Below are 18,087 nucleotides of genomic sequence, written 5' to 3' on the forward strand. Positions count from 1 at the left end.
ACGCAGTAGATCGGCAGGAGGAGGCAGTCGTGACGGAGCAGCGCAGCAACTACAGGGTGGAGGACAGCGTGGTGACCAAGATCGCGGGCCTCGCGGTGCAGGAGACGGAGGGCCTGCGCCCGAACACCGACGCGCCGGATCTCGTAGAGGGAACTCTAGACCAGGTGAGCGGCTCCCAGAGCCGGCCGCAGGGCGTCTCGGCCGATATCGGGGACTCCGGGGCGACCATAGACCTCACGGTGGCCGTCGAGTACGGCCGGAAGATACCGCAGATCACAGAGGCCGCCCGCCAGAACGTCATCCGGCAGGTGGAGCAGCTCGCCGGGGTGAGCGTCCGGGAGGTCAACATCCGGGTCAACGACGTCTACGACCCGGCCGGGGAGCGCCGCCGCGAGGGGTGACCGCCATGAGCTGGGAAGAGCTGGAACCGTACGTCGAGGAGGCGTTCGCGGGCACGGCCGAGCTCGCCGTGACGGTCGCGCCCGAGGAGGCGGGGGTCTCCCGGGACGACCTCCTCTTCGCCGCGCGCGAGAACGACGCCCCGGACGAGGTGCTGGAGCTGCTGGAGCAGATCGGTCCGAAGGAGACCTTCGCCGACCCGGAAGACCTGCGCGAGTACCTCCTCGGTGAGGGCCTCATAGAGGAGTAGGCTTCCCCCCGGGACAACCCCTCAGAGAAAGGAGCTGCATGCCGGAAAGCCGGTTCGCGAACCTGAACCCGACCGACGGCTACCTCCCGCTGGAGGACTTCGGCCTGATCGGGGACGGCAGCACGTCCGCGCTGGTGGGGCGGGACGGGGCCGTCTCCTGGCTCTGCATCCCCCGCTTCGACTCCGAGCCGCCCTTCTGCAAGATCCTGGACGCCCGGAGCGGCGGCGCGTTTACCGTGGCCCCGGAAGACCTGGTGGAGTCCCGGCAGTTCTACGAGCCGGACAGCGGCGTGCTCATAACCGAGCTGCGGGGGCGCTCCAGCCTGGTGCGGGTGACGGACGCGCTCACGCTGCGCTCCGGAGCCGACCTGAACGAGGACGCTCCGGCCTGCCGCAGCGAGCTGCTGCGGATGGTCGAGGTGCTGCGGGGTCCCGTACGCCTGCGCGTGGAGGTAGAGCCCCGCGGCGGCGCGGAGGCCGAGCGCCGGGGCGACGGGCTGCACCTGCGCTGCAAGAGGTATGCCGGCCTGGACCTCCAGCTCTGGTCCTCTAAGCCCCTGCGGGGGACGAGAAACGTACTGGAGCTCGGCGAAGGCGAGCGGATGCATCTCACGCTGCGCTGGGGAGGAGGCCCCTACAGACACCACCCCGTCCCCCCGCAGAAGGTGCTAGAGTCCACGGTCTCGATCTGGCAGCGCTGGGCGCAGCAGATCACCTACGAGGGGCCGCAGAAGGACCTGGTACGGCGCTCGGCGATCACGCTCAAGCTCCTCGACTACTTCCAGACCGGGGCCATCGTGGCCGCTCCCACCTCCTCGCTGCCGGAGGCCCTGGGAGGACCGCGCAACTGGGACTACCGGTACGCCTGGATCCGGGACGCCGCCTTCTCCGTGTACGCGCTGCGGCGCATCGGGCTGCCGGGCGAGGCGGCGGGCTTCCTGGGCTGGGTGCTGGACGCGGTGGAGCGCCACGGCCGCCCGAAGGTCCTCTACGACATGGACGGCGAGATCCCGCCCCCCGAACGCACGGACGAGGAGCTGGAAGGTTACCGGAAGTCGCCCCCGGTGCGCTGGGGCAACGCGGCGGCCGACCAGCGCCAGCACGACGTGTTCGGCGAGATCCTGGACTGCGCCTACCAGTGGGCGCGGCACGACGGCGTGCTGGACGAGCCTCTCTGGAGGAGGCTCACCGAGCTCGTCGAGGCCGCAGGGAGGGAGTGGCACGACCCGGACCACGGTATCTGGGAGGTGCGCACCCCGGGCCGGCCGTTCACCTACTCCGCCGCGCTCTGCCAGGTCGCGCTGGACCGCGGGGCCCGGCTCGCGGAGCAGTTCGGGCTCCCGGGAGATGTCAAGGGCTGGCGCGCCGAGGCGGAGAGGATCCGGGCCGCCATCCTGGAGGAGGCCTGGGACGAGGGGGCAGGAGCCATCACCGAACACCTGGGCGGCGGCGGGCTGGACGCGGGCCTGCTGGCGCTGCCGCTGCGGCGCGTGGTCCCGGCCGATCATCCCAAAATGGTCGCGACTACAGAAGCCATCGTTGACCGCCTGGGCGCGGGCGAGGGCCTTCTCTACCGCTACCTGCCGGACGAGTCTCCCGACGGGCTGCCCGGTCACGAGGGAGCCTTCCTGCTGTGCAGCTTCTGGCTCGTGGACAACCTGGCGGGTCAGGGCCGGGTGGAGGAGGCGGCCGAGCTCTACGAGTCGCTCTGCGGCCGGGCCAATCCTCTGGGGCTGCTCCCGGAGCAGATAGACCCCGGCAGCGGAGCCTTCCTGGGCAACTACCCGCAGGCCTTCAGCCACGTGGGCGTGATCTCCAGCGGCGTGAACCTGGCCCGCCGGCTGGAGGGAGCGCGCGCGTGATCCGGCGCCTGGCCATCTTCGGGGCCGCGGGAGACCTCACGGCCCGGTACCTGCTCCCCGCGCTCGTCAAGCTGCACGAGACGGGCCGCCTCCCCGGAGGATTCCAGATCCTTGGGATCGGGCGCAATGAATGGGACACGGAGAGCTACCGGAGAGAGATAGAAGGGCGGGTGGCGGAGCTAGCACCGGAGCTGCCCGAAGCATCCCGCAAGGCCGTGGCAGGGATGCTGGAGTACCGCCGGGCCGACGCCACAAGAGGCGAAGAGGTGGCGCAGGCTCTGAGACCGCTGGACGAACCCGTGGCCGCCTACCTGGCGCTGCCCCCCGCCATCTTCGCCCCGGTCGTGGAAGCCCTGGCGGATGCCGGGCTCCCGGAGGGCAGCCGCGTCGTCATAGAGAAGCCGTTCGGGGAAGACCTGGAGTCCGCGCAGAGGCTGAACCGGCTCTTGCACGATACGTTCTCCGAGAGCGCAGTCTTCCGGGTGGATCACTTCCTGGCCATGCAGACGGTGCAGAACCTCCTGGGCCTGCGGTTCGCCAACCGCGTCTTCGAGCCGCTGTGGAACCGGGAGCACATAGACAAAGTCGAGATCGTCTGGGAAGAGACGCTGGCGCTGGAGGGCCGGGCCTCCTACTACGACTCCGCCGGAGCGCTGAAGGACATGATTCAGAACCACCTCCTCCAGCTCTTGTGCCTCGTCGGGATGGAACCTCCCCACACCCTGAACGAGCGGGACCTGCGCGACCGCAAGGTGGAGCTGCTGCGGGCCGTCCGCAGGCTCTCCCCGGAGGAGGTGGAGCGGAACACCGTTCGCGCCCGCTACTCCGCGGGCCGCATCGGAGACCGGGAGATTCCGGCCTACGCAGATGAGGAGGGCGTAGACCCGGAGAACGGGACGGAGACCTTCGCGCAGGTGACGCTCGGAGTGGAGAACTGGCGCTGGAAGGGCGTCCCGTTCGTGCTGCGCACCGGGAAGGCTCTAAGCGCGGACCGGCGGGAGATCCTGATCCGGTTCCGCCCCGTCCCGCACCTGGCCTTCGGTCAGGAGGGCGAACCGCTTCCCGACGCGCTGCGCATCCTGCTCACCCCCGAGCGCATCGAGCTGGAGATCAACGTCAACGGCCCCGGAGACCCCTTCGAGCTGGAGCGGACGACGCTGGAGGCCGGGCTCGCCCCGCACGAGCTGCCGGCCTACGGACACGTCCTGCTCGCCGCGCTGGAGGGCGACTCCACCCTCTCCATCCGCGCCGACGAGGCCGAGGAGTCCTGGCGCATCGTGGAGCCGATACTGCAGAGCTGGGCGAAAGGCCGTCCGCAGCTCCTGGAGTACCCCGCGGGCTCCGGCGGCCCCTAATCCCCGAGGAACCTCTCGAACCAGCCGGCCATCCTCCGCAGGAGGTCGAGCTGGTGTTTGCGCTCCTCTATGCGGTGCCCCTCGCGCGGGTAGGTCACCAGCTGCGTCTCGATCCCCAGGCTGCGCAGGGCGACGTAGAGCTGGATGCTCTCGGCTACCGAGACGCGCTCGTCCTCCTCGCCGTGCAGGATGAGGGTCGGGGTCTTCACGTTCCCGACGTACCGGATGGGCGACCGCTCGTAGTACGGGTCGGGGTCATCATAAGGCGTGCGCTCGAAGAACGAGAGGTTCGCGCTCGGAATGTCGCCGAGCGAGTTGTCGCTGATGAGGTTGGACGGTCCCGCACCCACCACCGCCGCCCGGAATCTCTCCGTCTGCGTGATGGCCCAGGCGGCCAGGTACCCGCCCCAGCTCCAGCCGCAGATGCCGAGCCTGTCCGGGTCGGCGAGGCCGCGCCCGACCATGGCGTCCACCCCGGACATGATGTCCCGGAGCTCGCCGCCGCCCACGTCCATGAAGTTGGCGTTCGTGAACTCCGGGCCGTACCCGGTGCTCCCGCGCGGGTTGGGCAGCAGCACGGCGTAGCCGCGGGAGGCCAGTACCTGCGCCCAGTCGTGCCAGCCGGCGCAGAACTGGTCCTGCCAGAGCCAGTTCGGCCCGCCGTGCGCCTGCACCACGAGCGGGTAGCGCCGCCCCTCCTCATACCCGGCGGGCTGCACCAGCAGCCCTTCGACCTCCACCCCCGCATCGCTCTCCCACCGCACGGGCTCCGCAGCCCCGAGCCCGGCGGCCTCCAGTTCCGGGTTCAGGCGGGTGCGCCGGAGTAGCCCGCTCCCCCCGATCCCACCCGCATATACATCCGGCGGGTGCGCGGCGTCCTGCCGGATGGCGGCGATGCGCTTCCCCTCCCGGTCGGCGGTAACGGGCGCAACGACCTTCCCGCGCACCCCCTTAAGCATCCGCTCCATCCGGCCGTCCCAGCCCAGGCGGTAGAAGGCCGCGTGCAGTCCTTCGTGAGCCAGCAGGAGCAGCGAGTCCCCGAGCCGGGAGAGGTGTGCCCCGGTCCCCCGGTAGTCGGGGGTCAGGCACTCCGGATCGCCGCCGCCGGCCGGGACCCGGTGCACGTAGTCCCCGTTCACGACCCGCCCGGCCCGGGCGCGGTAGGCCAGATACCTTCCGTCCGGCGACCAGACGAGGTCGCGGGCCGCTCCCACCAGCCGGAAGACGGGCTCCGGCCCGCCGCCGCTCCGCGGCACCACCGAGACCTCCGTCTCCTCGAACAAGCCGTTGGCGAGCGGCGCAGGCGAGGTGTTGATCGCCAGGCGCTCTGAGTCCGGAGCCCAGGCATACCCCCACACCTGCCGCCCCTCCGGCGAGACCGGGCTCGCCGCCCGGGACTCCGCATCCACCACCCAGAGGCGGGTGTACTTGTAGTCTGCGTCCCGGACGCGCGCGTCGTCGCGCTCTTCCTTACGCCGCTTCTCCTCTTCGGTCTCGGGGTCGGTGTAGAGGAAGGCGAGATACCTTCCGTCCGGCGACCAGGCGGGCTCGCTCACCTTCCCGCGCCGCTCGAAGAGGCGCAGGGCCTCGCCGCCGCCCGCGGGCATCGCGTACAGGGTCCTCTCGCCCCGCCTGCCCCGGTCGGAGATGAAGGCCAGCCGCGCGCCGTCCGGCGACCAGCGGGGCGCGGCGTCGTACCACTCTCCGCCGCCCGTGAATTGGCGCGCCTCGCCGCCACCTGCCTCCACGACCCAGATCGCGGCGGCGGGGTGCTCGCCCTCCCGGCTCACCGGGGCCAGCGTGAAGGCTATCCGGTCGCCCTCCGGCGAGATCTGCGGGTCGGAGGGCCTGCTGTGCGACGTAAGTAAATCAAGGGCGAGAAGCTTCCTCTGCAAGCGGCTCCTTTCTCGCGGGACCGGCCCGCATCTTACCGTAGCCCGAACCCCGATGATGTAGAATGATTCTGCTAACGTACGGGGAAAGGAGCGGCGAGATGGCAGACCGCGAAACCATCTTCACCATGGAGGCCACCCCGATAAAGTTCGGGCCCGGAGCCTCGGAGGAGACCGGCTGGGAGCTAAAACGCCTCGGGGTAGGCCGGGTGATGCTCGTCTCGGACCCTGGGGTCGTGGAGGCCGGGATCACGGACCGCATCCGGGAGCGGATCGAGGCCGAAAACATCGAGGTGGAGGTCTTCGCCCGCACCCGCGTCGAGCCCACGCTCGACTCGCTGCAGGAGGCGGCGGACTTCGCCGTGGAGGGGAACTTCGACGGCTTCGTGGCCGTCGGCGGCGGCTCCAGCATAGACACCGCCAAGGCGGCGAACCTGGCCGCGACCCACCCGGCCCCGCTCATGGAGTACGTGAACCCGCCGGTGGGCGGCGGGAAGAAGCCTCCTTCGCCCCTGAAGCCCCTGCTCGCCGTCCCGACGACCGCCGGCACCGGCTCCGAGGCGACCACCGTCGTCGTGCTGGACATCCCCGAGCAGCGGGTGAAGACCGGCATCTCGCACCAGTACCTGCGCCCGACGCGGGGCGTCGTGGACCCCGAGCTCACCCTGACGCTGGGCCCGGAGGTCAGCTCCTCCTGTGGGCTGGACGTGGTCTGCCACGCGGCGGAGTCCTACCTCTCCAGGCCGTACAACGAGCGCCCGAAGCCCGCCTCCCCCGACGACCGGCCGCCCTACCAGGGCTCGAACCCCATCGCGGACATCTGGTCGGCCAAGGCGCTGGAGTACGGCGGCAGGTACCTGCGCCGGGCGGTGGCCGACGGCCGGGACGTGGAGGCCCGCGGCTTCATGATGCTCGGCGCCACGCTCGCAGGGATCGGCTTCGGCTCCGCCGGGGTACACATCCCCCACGCCTGCGCCTACCCCATCGCGGGGCTCAAGCACGAGTACCAGCCGCCCGGCTACCCCAAGGACCATCCCTTCGTACCGCACGGGTGGTCCGTGATCGTCACGGCCCCGGCCGCGTTCCGCTTCACCTACGACGCCATGCCCGAGAAGCACCGGCAGGTCGCCGAGCTGCTGGCGGGCAGACCGGTCGGGAAGGCCGACGAGAACACCCTGCCCGAGATCATCATCCGGCTCATGCAGGACGTGGGCGCGCCGCGCGGCATCCGGGAGCTCGGCTACGGCGAGGAGGACATCCCGGATCTCGTAGCGGGTGCGATGAAACAGCAGCGCCTGCTCGTGGGCTCCCCCAAAAAGGTGACGGAGGAGGATCTCGCGAACATCTTGCGCGAGTCCATGCAGAACTGGTAGGCCGGAGGGCTCCGGGCAGGTCAGAGGCGATGCCCGAAGCCCCGTGAGGAAAGGAGTGGGATAATGTCCGATCTCCGGCTGTACTTCCTGGAGTGCGGCAGCCTGAAGACCCAGGTGCAGTTCATCAAGATGAACCAGGGCCTCGGAGAGCCGTACGAGATTCCGGTGCCCTTCTTCCTGATCACGCACCCCCGGGGCAACGTACTCTACGACGGCGGCAACGCGCTGGAGGTGGCGCAGGACGCGGTCGGTCACTGGGGTCAGGGAGTCGTGGACGCCTATACGCCGGTGATGAGCGAGGATCAGTTCGTCGTGAACCAGCTCCAGGGCCTGGACGTAGACCCGGCCTCGGTAAGGTACGTCATCCAGTCGCACCTGCACCTGGACCACACCGGGGCCATCGGGCACTTCCCCAACGCCCAATACATCGTGCAGCGGCGCGAGCTGCAGTACGCCTACACGCCGGACTGGTTCCAGAAGCCCGCCTACATCCGGCCCGACTTCGACAGGGACGTGGACTGGCTCCTGCTGGACGGCCGGCACGACGACGAATATGACGTGTTCGGCGACGGCACCATAAAGACGCTCTTCACCCCGGGTCACGCCCCGGGCCACATGTCCGTGGTGGTCAACCTGGAGAACACCGGTGCGATGGTGCTCACCGCAGACGCCTGCTATACGCTGGACCACTACGAGAACCAGGCCCTGCCCGGGCTCATCCACTCCGCGGCGGACGTGGCCGAGTCGGTGAGCAGGATCCGGCGCACCGTGGAGAGGCTCGAAGCGCAGGTGGTGACCGGCCACGACCCGGAGGCCTGGCCCGGCTTCAAGAAGGCCCCCGAGTACTACGATTAGCCTTCGGCCCCGGCCACTCCCGGCCGGTGGCGGCGGGCCGCCCGCGGGCGGCCCGCCGTGCCGCTCGAGATCCCGTATCATGGGGTGGTATGAGCACCGGCTGCATCATCGGGGTGGACCTCGGGACCACGAACGTCAAGGCCACGGCCTACGACCGGCGAGGCACCATCCTCTCCCGCGCCTCGCGCGAGTGCCCGCTGGAGTCTCCGGCCCCGGGCCGGGCCGAGCAGGATGCGGACGGGATCTTCTCCGCCACGCTGGACGTCATCTCCCGCGCCGCCCGGGAGTCCGGCACGGAGGCCGAGGGCGTCGCCTTCAGCTCCGCCATGCACAGCCTGCTGGCGCTGGACGGGCGCGGAGAGCCCCTCACACCCGTCATCACCTGGGCGGACAACCGGGCCTCAGATCAGGCCCGCAGGCTCCGGCGTGACGCCTTCGATATCTACCACCGCACCGGCACCCCGATACACCCCATGTCGCCCCTGGCGAAGCTCCTGTGGTTCCGGGAGGAGGACCCGGAGACGTTCCGGCGCGCGCGGCATTGGGTCTCGATCAAGGAGTACATTCTCCACCGGCTCTTCGGCGAGTTCGTCGTGGACCACTCCGTGGCCTCTGCCACCGGCCTCTTCAACCTGAAGGAGCTGCGCTGGGACCGGGGAGCCCTGGAACTGCTCGGGCTGCCGGAGGAGAAGCTCTCCCGCCCCGTCCCGGCGACGCACGCGCTGCGGGGCCTGAAGCGCGAGACGGCCGCCGGACTCGGGCTGGAGCCGGAGACCCCCTTCGTACTCGGGGCGAGCGACGGGACGCTGGCGAACCTGGGGGTGGGAGCCACGGAGCCGGGCGTGGCGGCGCTCACCATCGGGACGAGCGGCGCGGTGCGAATGATGGTCCCGGAACCGCGGACGCATCCTGAGGGACGCACCTTCTGCTACGCGCTCGCGCCGGGCCGGTGGGTGGCGGGAGGCCCGATTAACAACGGCGGGATAGCGCTGCAGTGGGCGCGGGACCGGATGTTCCCCGACCTGCGCGAGCCAGACCGGGAGACCTACGATCTCATGGAGGAGCTGGCCTCAGAGGTCCCGCCGGGCTCGGAGGGGCTCGTCTTCCTGCCCTACCTCACCGGGGAGCGCGCCCCGAATTGGAACCCGGACGTGCGGGCGGTCCTCTTCGGGCTGACGCTGGAGCACGGGCGGGAGCACGTGATCCGGGCCGTAATGGAGGGAGTGGCCTGCCAGCTCCACGCCGTCGCCCGCACGCTCCCGGAAGAGCCCCGCGAGTACCGCGCTACCGGCGGCTTCGCGCGGTCGCAGCTCTGGCGCCAGATCCTCTCCGACGTGTTCGGGTGCGAGATCCTCTACCCCGAGAGCCCGGAGAGCTCCTGCTTCGGAGCCGCCCTGATCGGGATGCAGGCCCTCGGCCACCTCGACTCCCTCGAAGAGGCCCGGGAGCTGGTAGAGGTGTCCCACCGCCAGCGCCCGCTCCCGGAGAACCTGCCGGTCTACAGAGAGCTCAGCACGAGGTTCGCCCGGCTCTACGAGCGCCTGGAGCCGGAGTTCTAGCCCCGGGCAGGATTGAACCATGTGATGCGCATGCGATACTATCTTTCACATGCCGAAGATGATCCAGATCCGCAACGTCCCGGATGAGCTGCACCGGACGCTCAAGGTTCGGGCTGCGAAGGCGGGCATGACCCTTTCGGACTACCTGCTCTCCGAGATCGAGCAGATCGCCGGGAAGCCGACGCTGCGCGAGTGGTTGGAGCAGGTAAGCCGCGACGAACCGGTCGAGCTGGATGAGCTGCCGGAAGTGACGATCCGCCGGATGCGGGATGCCGGCGGTCCTCGCGATCTCGAGTAACCGTCCGTGATAGTCCTCGACGCATCGGCGGCGATCACCGTGCTGCTGAACCTCGGGGCGAGCGCGGCGCGCCTCCAGGAGAGGATGGGCCGGGAGAATGAAAGCCTGGACGCCCGGCTCGCCCGGGCTTCCGGCATCCACACCGCAGCCGAGGTCTACGGAGGTAGCGGTGCCCCCTAAAGTTGGCAAGCGGGAGCCGGTGGCGAGGCGAAACGGTTAAAATGCCGGGCATGGAGCGTCCAAAACCAGAAATTCGCCGGCAGTATCCTCACTTCCTGAAGATAACCACCCGCTGGATGGACAACGACGTCTACGGCCACGTCAACAACGTCGTCTACTACTCCTACTTCGACACGGTGGTGAACGGGTACCTGATCGAGCGCGGCGCGCTGGACATCGAGCGGAGCCCGGTCATCGGGCTGGTAGTCGAGACCCAGTGCCGGTACTTCAAGCCCCTCGCCTTCCCGGATACCGTGCACGCCGGGCTCAGGGTCGCCCGGCTCGGCAACAGCAGCGTGCGGTACGAGATCGGGCTCTTCAAGAACGGCGAAGAGGAGGCCGCAGCCCAAGGTCACTTCGTGCACGTCTATGTGGATAGAGAGACCCGCCGCCCGGCCGGGCTGCCGCCGGAGCTGCGCCGGGCGCTGGAGCCGCTGGTGGCCCCCAGAGAATAGCCGCTACCCCTCCGGCCGGAACTCCCGGCGGCTCTGAATGATCTCCTGCAGATCCCTCCAGGATAACGTCTCCCGCTTGCCGGAGACCCGTCGCGGTATTTGAACAAGGAGTTCAAGCCTCACCTATCCTGATCTTCCACCCGGGCGTCTTTGAGCGGGGAGAATGCGACCCACAGCACGCCCATAAAGCTTCCTAAGGCCGCCACCAGGATCGTCGGCGCGAGACCCACAGCTTCGCCCAGAAATCCGCCCAAAAGCGCTCCCACGGGCATCGAGCCCTGGATGAAGAAGCGCCGGGTGGCGTGCACGCGCCCCAGCAGCCGGGAAGGCGTTATGGCCTGGATGAGGCTTATGCCGTTGACACCATAGGTTATGGCTCCCACGCCAAAGATGAACTTGGAGAACAAGAGTACTGCGGCTGCTACTATCTCGGGTCCGGGCAGGACTCCTGCGAGCGGGATCAGCAGGTAAGAGATACTGTCCAATATGTAGGCCCACAGGAGGGTTCTGCCCTCTCCGTAGCGCCGAGCTGCTTTAGCGGCCAGCGCGGCGCCCAAGAGGCCGCCAATGGCACCCGCTCCCAAGATGATCCCTAAAAGAGCCGGGGAGATACTGACCTCCCGAGTGACGTAGAGCACGAAGATGGCATCCTGGATGGCCCAGAAGAGGGTTATGACGATCCCACTGCCGGCGATGGTTCTTTGGATGGGAGCGCGAACCACAAAGTTCATCCCCTCCATTACGTCCTTCCATATCTTCCGTCGCTCCGGGGTCGACTCTGGCGGCGGTTCTTCGCGCCGGATCGCACCGAAGAGCGCGGCTGAGACCACCATCGAGACGGCTTGAAACGCCACGGCTATAGGAGCCGTCAGGAGCTGCACCAGCACCCCGCCGGCAGAGGGACCCGCGATCTGGGCCAGCGAGCGGCTCGCCTCCAGCCGGGAGTTGGCCGCAGGAAGCCACCCGCGCGGCACGAGCGAGGGCAGATACGACTGGTAGGCCACATAGAAGAAGACCAGAAGCGTCCCGGTAAGGAACCCGACGACATAAAGCTGCCAGAGACTCAGGAATCCCAGCAAGGCCGCAGCCGGTATCGAACTCAGGAGCAACGCCGAACCGAGAGCGGTGACTATCATTACGGGCCGGCGGCGCAGGCGGTCCACCCACGCCCCCGCAAACAGCCCTACCACAAGCCACGGAGCTTGCTGAACGGCTGCCAGAAGCCCCATCTGCGCCGCCGAAGCATCGAGGGTTATGACGGCCGTGAGCGGGATGGCCAGCAAAGAAACCTGCATCCCCAGCATCCAAATGCTCTGTCCGGCCCAGAGCTTGAGGAAGTCTCGCTTCTCCTCCGAATCGCCGGATTCGGGAGGGGACAAAGCCTGCAAGAATCGCAGGCGATTCATCGACACTAGGACGCTGATGTTCCCGCGCGTACCATCTACGCCTTCATACACCACGATGAGCAGAGAATGCAAGTTCTTGTTTAGCAGTCCCCGCTCCTGGGTATGCGATTTTTGGGTAACCGTGTAGGCCACAACGAAGGAAAGGAGGGCCTAGTATGGAGGCAAAGAACTCGGCACTCCTCACTGAAGCTGAAACGCGGTGGGAGAAGCTGTTGTGTCCGCAAAACTGCAGCTTTCGGATGCAAACCATCGAGCCAGAGACCTGGAGCGGCCTTTGGAAGTTCGACCTCAAGGGAATACCTGCCTTTATCTCCGCGTATAAGAATGTGCTTGAGATGGTGCGCTGGCTCGCCATCTATGAGCCGGAGAAGGCCATTCCGCTCGGTGAGGACGCACTTGCAGATCTCGAAGAACTCCTGCGGGTGGCCAGGGAGAAACTTTCCTACGAGATGAGCCGTGATGACGTACCCGACTCTTACGAGTGGGCCACGAGCGAGTGCATCCAGCGTCTCGAAGCCATCCACGCGGCACTGGCAGCCCTGATCGACAAGGTTGAGACAGGAACGGAGAAGATCGAGAAGGCCGAGGTCTACTCGTTACTTGAGAGGCTGCATCAGCATACAGTCAATCCACCTGGCTGGACGGATTACAAGCCGGCATAAGAGCCCGGCAAACCTGTCCTTCGTAGCGCGGGAGAAGGTGATTTATCTCTTCTCCCGCTTCTTTAGCCTTGGTGTTGCGAGAACATATCTCCCGTGCAGGCAGAGCAGAAAGGGTTCAGATACATGAGTGAACAAGGACTCGAAGCCCGGCATGTGATCGCGATAGGAAGCGGCAAGGGCGGCGTGGGGAAATCCACGGTGAGCCTGAACCTGGCCCTGGCTCTGGCGCAGGAGGGCGCATCGGTAGGCTTGCTGGACGCGGATTTCTACGGGCCGAACATCCCCGTGATGGTAGGGCTGACCAGGACGCAGGAGGCGCAGAAGTGGTCGTTCTGGCGGCATCCGGGAGCAGGCGGGCTTGGTATGGACCCCATCGAGCGCTTCGGGGTGAAGATCATGTCCGTCGGGTTCCTGCTCGGCGAGCGCCAGCAGGTCTTCTCCTGGGGGCCGCTGGTCGGACAGATCGGCTACCAGATGCTCCACCACGTGCGCTGGGGCAGGCTGGATTACCTGATCATCGACCTCCCGCCGGGTGCCGCAGAGGTCCAGCAGGAGCTGCTGCGCTCGCTCTCCCTCTCCGGCACGGTCGTGGTGGTCGGCCCTCAGGATGTGGCTCACCTGGACGCCAAGAAGATCATTGAGATGCTCAAGAAGCTTGAGATCCGGGTTCTTGGAGGCGTTGAGAACATGAGCAGAGTCCGCTGCCCCTGCTGCGGCGAGCAGTTCGAGGTGTTCCCGCACGTCCGCACCGACCGCTCGATCTGGTCGCTTGGTGTCCCGCTTTTGGGAAGCGTGCCGCTCGGCCCTGCAGTCGCGCACGAGGCCAACCGAGGCAAACCGATTGTCGTCTCCCAACCCGATAGTGCAGAGGCCCGCGCTTTCCGAAAGATAGCAACCTCCGTTGTGCGTAGGCTCCACTCAACGGAAGACGGAGAGAGCAGCCCCTCGTAGCAGACGCTGGTCCTGGTTTTCATGCAGTGGAGATCGAGCGCCTGTGTTGGGCTCCTACCTCAGCTCCTCCCCGCACCGATCGATCCACACCCGCTTGCACTTATAACCTTCCCCTTCGAGACCGAACTTGCGACATAGATCGGCACTTCCAAACTAACCGCCAGCGCAATCGCATCGCCACGCTCCGCACCTCAAGCCCCACCGCTTCCAGGAGCCGCTGCGTAAAGTCGTGGGCCAGCAGCCGGGACATACGCCTGCCGCTGACCGCCTGCCAGATATCCAGGGCGGCGTCCAGGGGCACCCGAACAGGCAGCACCCGTTCGCCGTACGCCTCGCGCAACACCAACACGGCGGGGAGTCTCTGGTGGGCGTAGAGTTCGAGCAGGCTGCGCAACTCGTCCATGGACCCGGCCGCTTTCAGCAGCTTGCGTACCTCACCAATCCCGAGCTTTACGACCTCGTCGACCACGACCTCGACCGTCTCCGCCGGTGCTCTCGCGCCCACGGGGATACTCCTCCACTCTCAGCCCATCTCCTGTATGAACGCCGCCATGAGGATCAGGCAGCGTGTATATCCATAAGTCTCTTTGAGAGGTAAAAAGGTTACCGGCAGCTTACCCCCTCAGCCACACTTGTCGAAGGCCAGTTCGTATGCTGCCGGAGGGGATCACCGTGCGCGGTGCAGCAGGTACGCCTGCAGGGTCTCGTCGGGATGCCGCACCCGAGGAAGTCTCCGTCGTTGGTCTAGATGGCGCAGCGCCCCTGGTCGTCTCCGAGGGCCAGGGCGAGCGCAACGGTGGGAATGTCGTCGGGATCCCGGGGGACGCGGCAGGCGGCGCGTTCCAGGTGTTCAGAGTAAACCGCCTCCGGGACAACGAGCGCTTCCTCTTCTCTAAGAACGAGGTGCGCGTTCAGGAGATTCCCGCCGGCGAGCCTCAGATGGGGGAGGCGGCTTTGAGAGATCGAAGTATTCGGCCAGCTCCTCCTCGCTCATGCCACTCTCCTTAAGGGCGCGAGAGACGGCAGCCCCCAGCTGCCTGAGAGCCTCCCTCAGCCTTGCCTCCCGATCCGGCTCCTTAGGCTCTACAGGTATGTAAAAGCCGATCAACCTGCCGTGCCGCTCCACCGCAATGGGCTCAGCCTCCTTGAGGTGGCCCGATCCCTAACACTCCCTGACGCCAACGCGCTTAACGATGCCTTCCCCTCCTCAGCAGTCTCTGTGGTCACTTATATGATGTAGGGGTATGATCCGCAAGCAGCTCTACATAAGCGAGGCGCACGAGCGGGCGATCAAGAAGCGGGCCAGAGAGCTGGGCATCTCCGAAGCGGAGCTGGCGCGGCGGCTTCTGGACAGGCTGCTCTTGGAGGGAGACGACGGCGACGTGCTGGCTTTGGGGCGGGCGGAGGCGGCTTTGGGCTTGTTTGAGGAAGCTTAAGCCGCCGCTGGCTCCGGCGCGCATAGCGTGGGAGGTGGAGCGGCTCTCTCTGGCATTTCCGGTGCTCTCGCTTACCGCCCCGGTTGGTGATGGAAGCGTTGCGGGGGGTCAGGGAGCACGCCTTCCCCTGCTACGACGCGCAGGTGTGGGCGGCGGCGCGGTTGGGGCAGGTACCGGTAATTCTGGGCGAGGACTTCAACCCTGGGGCGGTCATTGAGGGCGTGCGCTTCCTGGACCCCTTCGACCCGAGCTTGGATCTAGCCGCGCTGCAGGCCAGGGTCTGGCGGAATATCGGTGGCGGGCGAGCGGGGCTTTACATGCGTCAGGGCCGGATCAGGCACTCTTCTCCTACCTTTCGGGCCTGCTCAAGCGTGCGTTCGCCCACCTTCGCCGGGACGGCCCCGTACCGCTCCTGTGCCTCGGCCGCAAATGCTTCTATAACATCGGTCACCTCTACCCTCGCTCCGGCCCGGCGCAGGCTGCCGACGCTCTCCGGCCGGAAGGGCAGGCTCATAGCCGCATACACGCGCTCCAGCACGCGCGCCAGCTCCTTCTCGCCGGAGACGAGCACGATCCCGCCCACGCTCGTCGCCCGCCGGGTTATCCGCTGCGCGATCCCCACCAGCTTCATCCCGCTCTCGTAGCTCCCGAACCGGATGCTGTGGTCACCGGGACAGAACTCCTCCCTTACCTCGCCCACCTCCGCGCCGGAGAAGCCGAGCCGCTTGAAAGCGGCCAGCACGAAGTCCGACGCCTCGTCGTAGCGCTCGTCTATGCCCTGCTTCCCATCTTCTTCAGGCCGGATGATCGAGAAGCCGAAGGTGCCGGTGTCTGCCGCGATGGCTCCCCCGCCCGAGGCGCGCACCAGCACCGGGTACCCGAGCCCGTTCGCGGCCCGCACCGCACCCGCAAACCCCTCCCGGCGGGTGTCCCGGCGCGTCACCCCCACGTGCCGGGTCGAGGGAGTGATGGAGACCGCCGGCGGCCGCGCGCCGGAGGCTACCTGTTCGAACACGGTGCGGAAGTAGCCGTAGGCGGCGACCGGGCTCTCGAAGCGTCTGGCGACCAGCAACTCCATCACGTGCCGCTAGCTCCAGGAGCCCGGCCCCACGGTGTCCTCCACGATCTCGCGCGCCTCGGGCTCGGCCCAGGCAGGGACCAGGATCTCGCGCGGACCGGCGGCCAGAAACTCCGGCACGTCGAAGCCCTGGGAGCGCCGGATCAGGACCGGGATGTGCTGCCCCTTCAGCAGACCCTCGATCATGAGCGCCAGGCTCTCGTTCGGCGCGCTGCCGACCTTCACCCAACGGTTATCGTCCATCGGGATGAATATACCAGCTTCGGGAGAGAGTGGGTCCTAGCTCCACCGGCGCCCCGTCCTCCGGGCTGCCTGAGCCGCCTCCCCGCCGAAGCGCTCCGGATCCCGTTGGTCGGTCTCCTGCTGAGGTAGCGGAGGGCAGGGTACAGGCTACCCGCCCGGAGGAATAAGCAGCCGCAGCCCCTACCCTTCGACCGTAACGTTTACCGTATGGTAGCCGGTCGCTCCGGCGGGAGCGGGAGCGGAGCGTTCGGCGGTCTGGGTCTCTCCGGTGCCGTCCGTGGCGCGCACCTGGAGCGTGTGCTCGCCGGGTTCGGCCTCCCAGCGGTAGAGCCACTGGCGCCAGGTGTTCTCGCTCAGCTCGGCGGCGAGCTCGGCCTCGTCCCAGGTGTTGCCGCCGTCGGTGGAGACCTCGACCCGCTCGATCCCGCGGGTGGGGGCCCAGGCCACGCCGCCGACGTCTACCGGACCGGCGGGCAGGGTATCGCCGCTCGTCAGGGTGTCTATGCGGGACTGAGTCTTTATGGGCCCCTCCTTGGCCCAGCCGCGCACGGTCCAGTACGCATCAAACTCCCGCCAGCCGGTGAGCTCTATCTCCGAGAGCCACTTGGTCGCCGAGACGTAGCCGTAGAGCCCCGGGACCACGAGCCGGGCCGGGTAGCCGTGCTCGATGGGGAGCGTCTCGCCGTTCATCCCGTAGGCGACGAGCGCCTCTCGGCCGTCCAGGGCGAGCCCGGTCCGGAAGCCCGCCGTCCAGCCGTCCACAGCCCGGCCGACGAGCTGGTCCGAAGCGCCGTCCAGCTCCCCGCGCCGCAGGCCGGCCTCCTCCAGGATGTCCGAGAGCAGGACCCCGGTCCAGCGGCCGTTGGAGACCAGACCGCCCCCGACCTCGTTGGAGACGCAGGCTATAGTAATGTCCACCTCCCGCGCGGGCAGCGAGAGCAGGTCCCGGTAGGTCAGCGCGAACGGGTTGCGGACCGCCCCCGAGATCTTCAGCTGCCACTCCTCGGCGTTCACGCGGGGCGCGTAGATCGCGGTATCTATCAGGTAGAAGTCCTCCTTCGGCGTGATGAGCGGCGGCATACCCTCCACGGCGAACGAGGCTCCGGCGGGCGGCGGGGGCAGCTTCTTAACCCCGGCCGGGGAGACGGGCAGCTTCGCGCTCACCGCCGTGGCCGCCCGCCGGTCGGAGAGCATGCGCCCCGCGGCGGCCCCCGAGAGCCCGAGCAGCGCCGCCCCGCCAGCCAGCGCGAGGAAGCGCCGCCGGTTCATCGCCGCAGCCCGCCGGTACTCCGGGACGGCGTCTCCTTCGGCGGGTCCGCGCAGCATCAGGCGCACCACTCCGGCGCCCGCCGCAAGCGCGACGAGCCCGGTAGAGATAACGGCCGGGGGGCTTGCGCCCGGTTCGAAGAGCGCGGCAGCGATCCCGGCCGCCACCAGCGCCCCCGCTCCGGCGAGCGCGGCCCCGGGCCGCCGCCGGGAGAGCTCCCCAATCCGGGCGCAGATAAACAGAGCGGCGAGCACGACGATCGAGACCAGAAGCGGCGTCGCGGAAGACCCCAGAACCCCGATAATCGCGGTGGCTATGCCGCCCGGGGCGAGCTCGACCGCGCGCTGCGAGACGGCGAGCGCGAACGAGGGTACAGCCTCGCTCAGCCCGCGCGCCAGCTCCGTTATGCCGAGCGCCACCCCGGCGCCGGCGGCACCGGCGATAGTCTCCCGCCGTCTGAGGTCCATAGGACCGCCCTTCGGAGGATACTGCCACCTTACAAGTATACGGCTCCGGGAGCCCGGCGG

21 protein-coding genes are annotated in these 18,087 nt (G+C 67.9%); 13 read left to right on the forward strand and 8 right to left on the reverse strand.

Annotation, left to right across the window (positions count from 1 at the left end; translation table 11 throughout):
* Positions 1-29 precede the first annotated feature (29 nt).
* Genes E0L93_RS02440 through E0L93_RS02455 form a run of 4 tightly spaced genes read left to right on the forward strand, consistent with a single transcriptional unit; the run spans position 30 to position 3,866 of the window.
* The gene (locus E0L93_RS02440) at positions 30-401 is read left to right on the forward strand and encodes an Asp23/Gls24 family envelope stress response protein (protein ID WP_165874116.1); all 372 of its coding nucleotides are present in this window, start codon (positions 30-32) and stop codon (positions 399-401) included.
* Between the two features lie 5 nt (positions 402-406).
* Positions 407-649, forward strand: a complete 243-nt coding sequence (locus tag E0L93_RS02445) for a DUF2795 domain-containing protein (protein WP_243638092.1) — start codon at positions 407-409, stop codon at positions 647-649.
* A 38-nt stretch (positions 650-687) separates the two neighbouring features.
* Positions 688-2,511, forward strand: coding sequence for a glycoside hydrolase family 15 protein (locus E0L93_RS02450; RefSeq protein ID WP_132688003.1), 1,824 nt, complete (start codon positions 688-690; stop codon positions 2,509-2,511).
* The gene (locus E0L93_RS02455; RefSeq protein WP_132688006.1) at positions 2,508-3,866 is read left to right on the forward strand and encodes a glucose-6-phosphate dehydrogenase; all 1,359 of its coding nucleotides are present in this window, start codon (positions 2,508-2,510) and stop codon (positions 3,864-3,866) included. The genes E0L93_RS02450 and E0L93_RS02455 overlap by 4 nt, the downstream gene beginning before the upstream one ends.
* Here E0L93_RS02455 and E0L93_RS02460 read toward each other — a convergent pair.
* Complete coding sequence (locus tag E0L93_RS02460) at positions 3,863-5,761, reverse strand: S9 family peptidase (RefSeq protein WP_132688009.1); 1,899 nt, start codon at positions 5,759-5,761, stop codon at positions 3,863-3,865. The two genes, E0L93_RS02455 and E0L93_RS02460, sit on opposite strands and share 4 nt — an antisense overlap.
* Before the next feature lie 98 nt (positions 5,762-5,859).
* On the opposite strand from E0L93_RS02460, the gene E0L93_RS02465 reads away from it, so the two are divergent.
* The 6 genes from E0L93_RS02465 (at position 5,860) to E0L93_RS02485 (ending at position 10,517) form a co-directional block, all read left to right on the forward strand.
* Positions 5,860-7,131 (forward strand): hydroxyacid-oxoacid transhydrogenase, encoded by a 1,272-nt coding sequence (locus E0L93_RS02465; RefSeq protein ID WP_207890283.1) that lies wholly within the window; start codon positions 5,860-5,862, stop codon positions 7,129-7,131.
* Positions 7,132-7,194: 63 nt separating this feature from the next.
* On the forward strand, positions 7,195-7,986 hold the full coding sequence (gene attM, locus E0L93_RS02470; RefSeq protein ID WP_132688015.1) for an AttM family quorum-quenching N-acyl homoserine lactonase: 792 nt from the start codon (positions 7,195-7,197) through the stop codon (positions 7,984-7,986).
* A gap of 89 nt (positions 7,987-8,075) precedes the next feature.
* Entirely contained in the window at positions 8,076-9,545 is a 1,470-nt protein-coding gene (locus E0L93_RS02475) for a gluconokinase (protein ID WP_132688018.1), read from the forward strand.
* A 49-nt stretch (positions 9,546-9,594) separates the two neighbouring features.
* Positions 9,595-9,843, forward strand: coding sequence for a FitA-like ribbon-helix-helix domain-containing protein (locus E0L93_RS02480; RefSeq protein ID WP_132688021.1), 249 nt, complete (start codon positions 9,595-9,597; stop codon positions 9,841-9,843).
* 6 nt (positions 9,844-9,849) lie between these two features.
* The gene (locus E0L93_RS15665) at positions 9,850-10,023 is read left to right on the forward strand and encodes a hypothetical protein (protein ID WP_165874117.1); all 174 of its coding nucleotides are present in this window, start codon (positions 9,850-9,852) and stop codon (positions 10,021-10,023) included.
* 50 nt (positions 10,024-10,073) lie between these two features.
* The gene (locus tag E0L93_RS02485) at positions 10,074-10,517 is read left to right on the forward strand and encodes an acyl-CoA thioesterase (protein ID WP_132688738.1); all 444 of its coding nucleotides are present in this window, start codon (positions 10,074-10,076) and stop codon (positions 10,515-10,517) included.
* A gap of 119 nt (positions 10,518-10,636) precedes the next feature.
* Here the strand turns inward: E0L93_RS02485 and E0L93_RS02490 are convergent, their stop codons facing one another.
* Positions 10,637-11,923, reverse strand: coding sequence for an MFS transporter (locus E0L93_RS02490; RefSeq protein WP_132688024.1), 1,287 nt, complete (start codon positions 11,921-11,923; stop codon positions 10,637-10,639).
* Positions 11,924-12,078: 155 nt separating this feature from the next.
* Here E0L93_RS02490 and E0L93_RS02495 point away from each other — a divergent pair, with 155 nt between their 5' ends.
* Together E0L93_RS02495 and E0L93_RS02500 are read left to right on the forward strand one after the other, a co-directional pair.
* On the forward strand, positions 12,079-12,585 hold the full coding sequence (locus E0L93_RS02495; protein ID WP_132688026.1) for a hypothetical protein: 507 nt from the start codon (positions 12,079-12,081) through the stop codon (positions 12,583-12,585).
* A 123-nt stretch (positions 12,586-12,708) separates the two neighbouring features.
* A complete protein-coding gene (locus E0L93_RS02500) occupies positions 12,709-13,536 on the forward strand; it encodes a P-loop NTPase (RefSeq protein WP_132688029.1) in 828 nt (275 codons plus the stop codon).
* A 100-nt stretch (positions 13,537-13,636) separates the two neighbouring features.
* Here the strand turns inward: E0L93_RS02500 and E0L93_RS02505 are convergent, their stop codons facing one another.
* From E0L93_RS02505 to E0L93_RS02515, 3 genes are all read right to left on the reverse strand, one after another.
* A complete protein-coding gene (locus tag E0L93_RS02505) occupies positions 13,637-14,041 on the reverse strand; it encodes a bifunctional nuclease family protein (RefSeq protein WP_132688032.1) in 405 nt (134 codons plus the stop codon).
* A 239-nt stretch (positions 14,042-14,280) separates the two neighbouring features.
* Positions 14,281-14,499 (reverse strand): PIN domain-containing protein, encoded by a 219-nt coding sequence (locus E0L93_RS16530; protein ID WP_132688741.1) that lies wholly within the window; start codon positions 14,497-14,499, stop codon positions 14,281-14,283.
* Complete coding sequence (locus E0L93_RS02515) at positions 14,429-14,662, reverse strand: hypothetical protein (protein WP_132688035.1); 234 nt, start codon at positions 14,660-14,662, stop codon at positions 14,429-14,431. The genes E0L93_RS16530 and E0L93_RS02515 overlap by 71 nt, the downstream gene beginning before the upstream one ends.
* 118 nt (positions 14,663-14,780) lie before the next feature.
* Between E0L93_RS02515 and E0L93_RS02520 the strand changes: the two genes are divergently transcribed.
* Positions 14,781-14,972, forward strand: a complete 192-nt coding sequence (locus tag E0L93_RS02520; protein WP_132688038.1) for a hypothetical protein — start codon at positions 14,781-14,783, stop codon at positions 14,970-14,972.
* Positions 14,973-15,294: 322 nt separating this feature from the next.
* Here the strand turns inward: E0L93_RS02520 and E0L93_RS02525 are convergent, their stop codons facing one another.
* The 3 genes from E0L93_RS02525 to E0L93_RS02535 all read right to left on the reverse strand — a co-directional run bounded on the left by E0L93_RS02525 (position 15,295) and on the right by E0L93_RS02535 (position 18,027).
* Positions 15,295-16,050, reverse strand: coding sequence for a lipoate--protein ligase family protein (locus E0L93_RS02525; RefSeq protein WP_132688041.1), 756 nt, complete (start codon positions 16,048-16,050; stop codon positions 15,295-15,297).
* A 9-nt stretch (positions 16,051-16,059) separates the two neighbouring features.
* Positions 16,060-16,293, reverse strand: coding sequence for a putative signal transducing protein (locus E0L93_RS02530; RefSeq protein WP_132688044.1), 234 nt, complete (start codon positions 16,291-16,293; stop codon positions 16,060-16,062).
* A 180-nt stretch (positions 16,294-16,473) separates the two neighbouring features.
* Positions 16,474-18,027 (reverse strand): sulfite oxidase, encoded by a 1,554-nt coding sequence (locus E0L93_RS02535; RefSeq protein WP_132688047.1) that lies wholly within the window; start codon positions 18,025-18,027, stop codon positions 16,474-16,476.
* Positions 18,028-18,087 lie beyond the last annotated feature (60 nt).

The organism is Rubrobacter taiwanensis, from assembly GCF_004337705.1.
Classification (GTDB): domain Bacteria; phylum Actinomycetota; class Rubrobacteria; order Rubrobacterales; family Rubrobacteraceae; genus Rubrobacter_C; species Rubrobacter_C taiwanensis.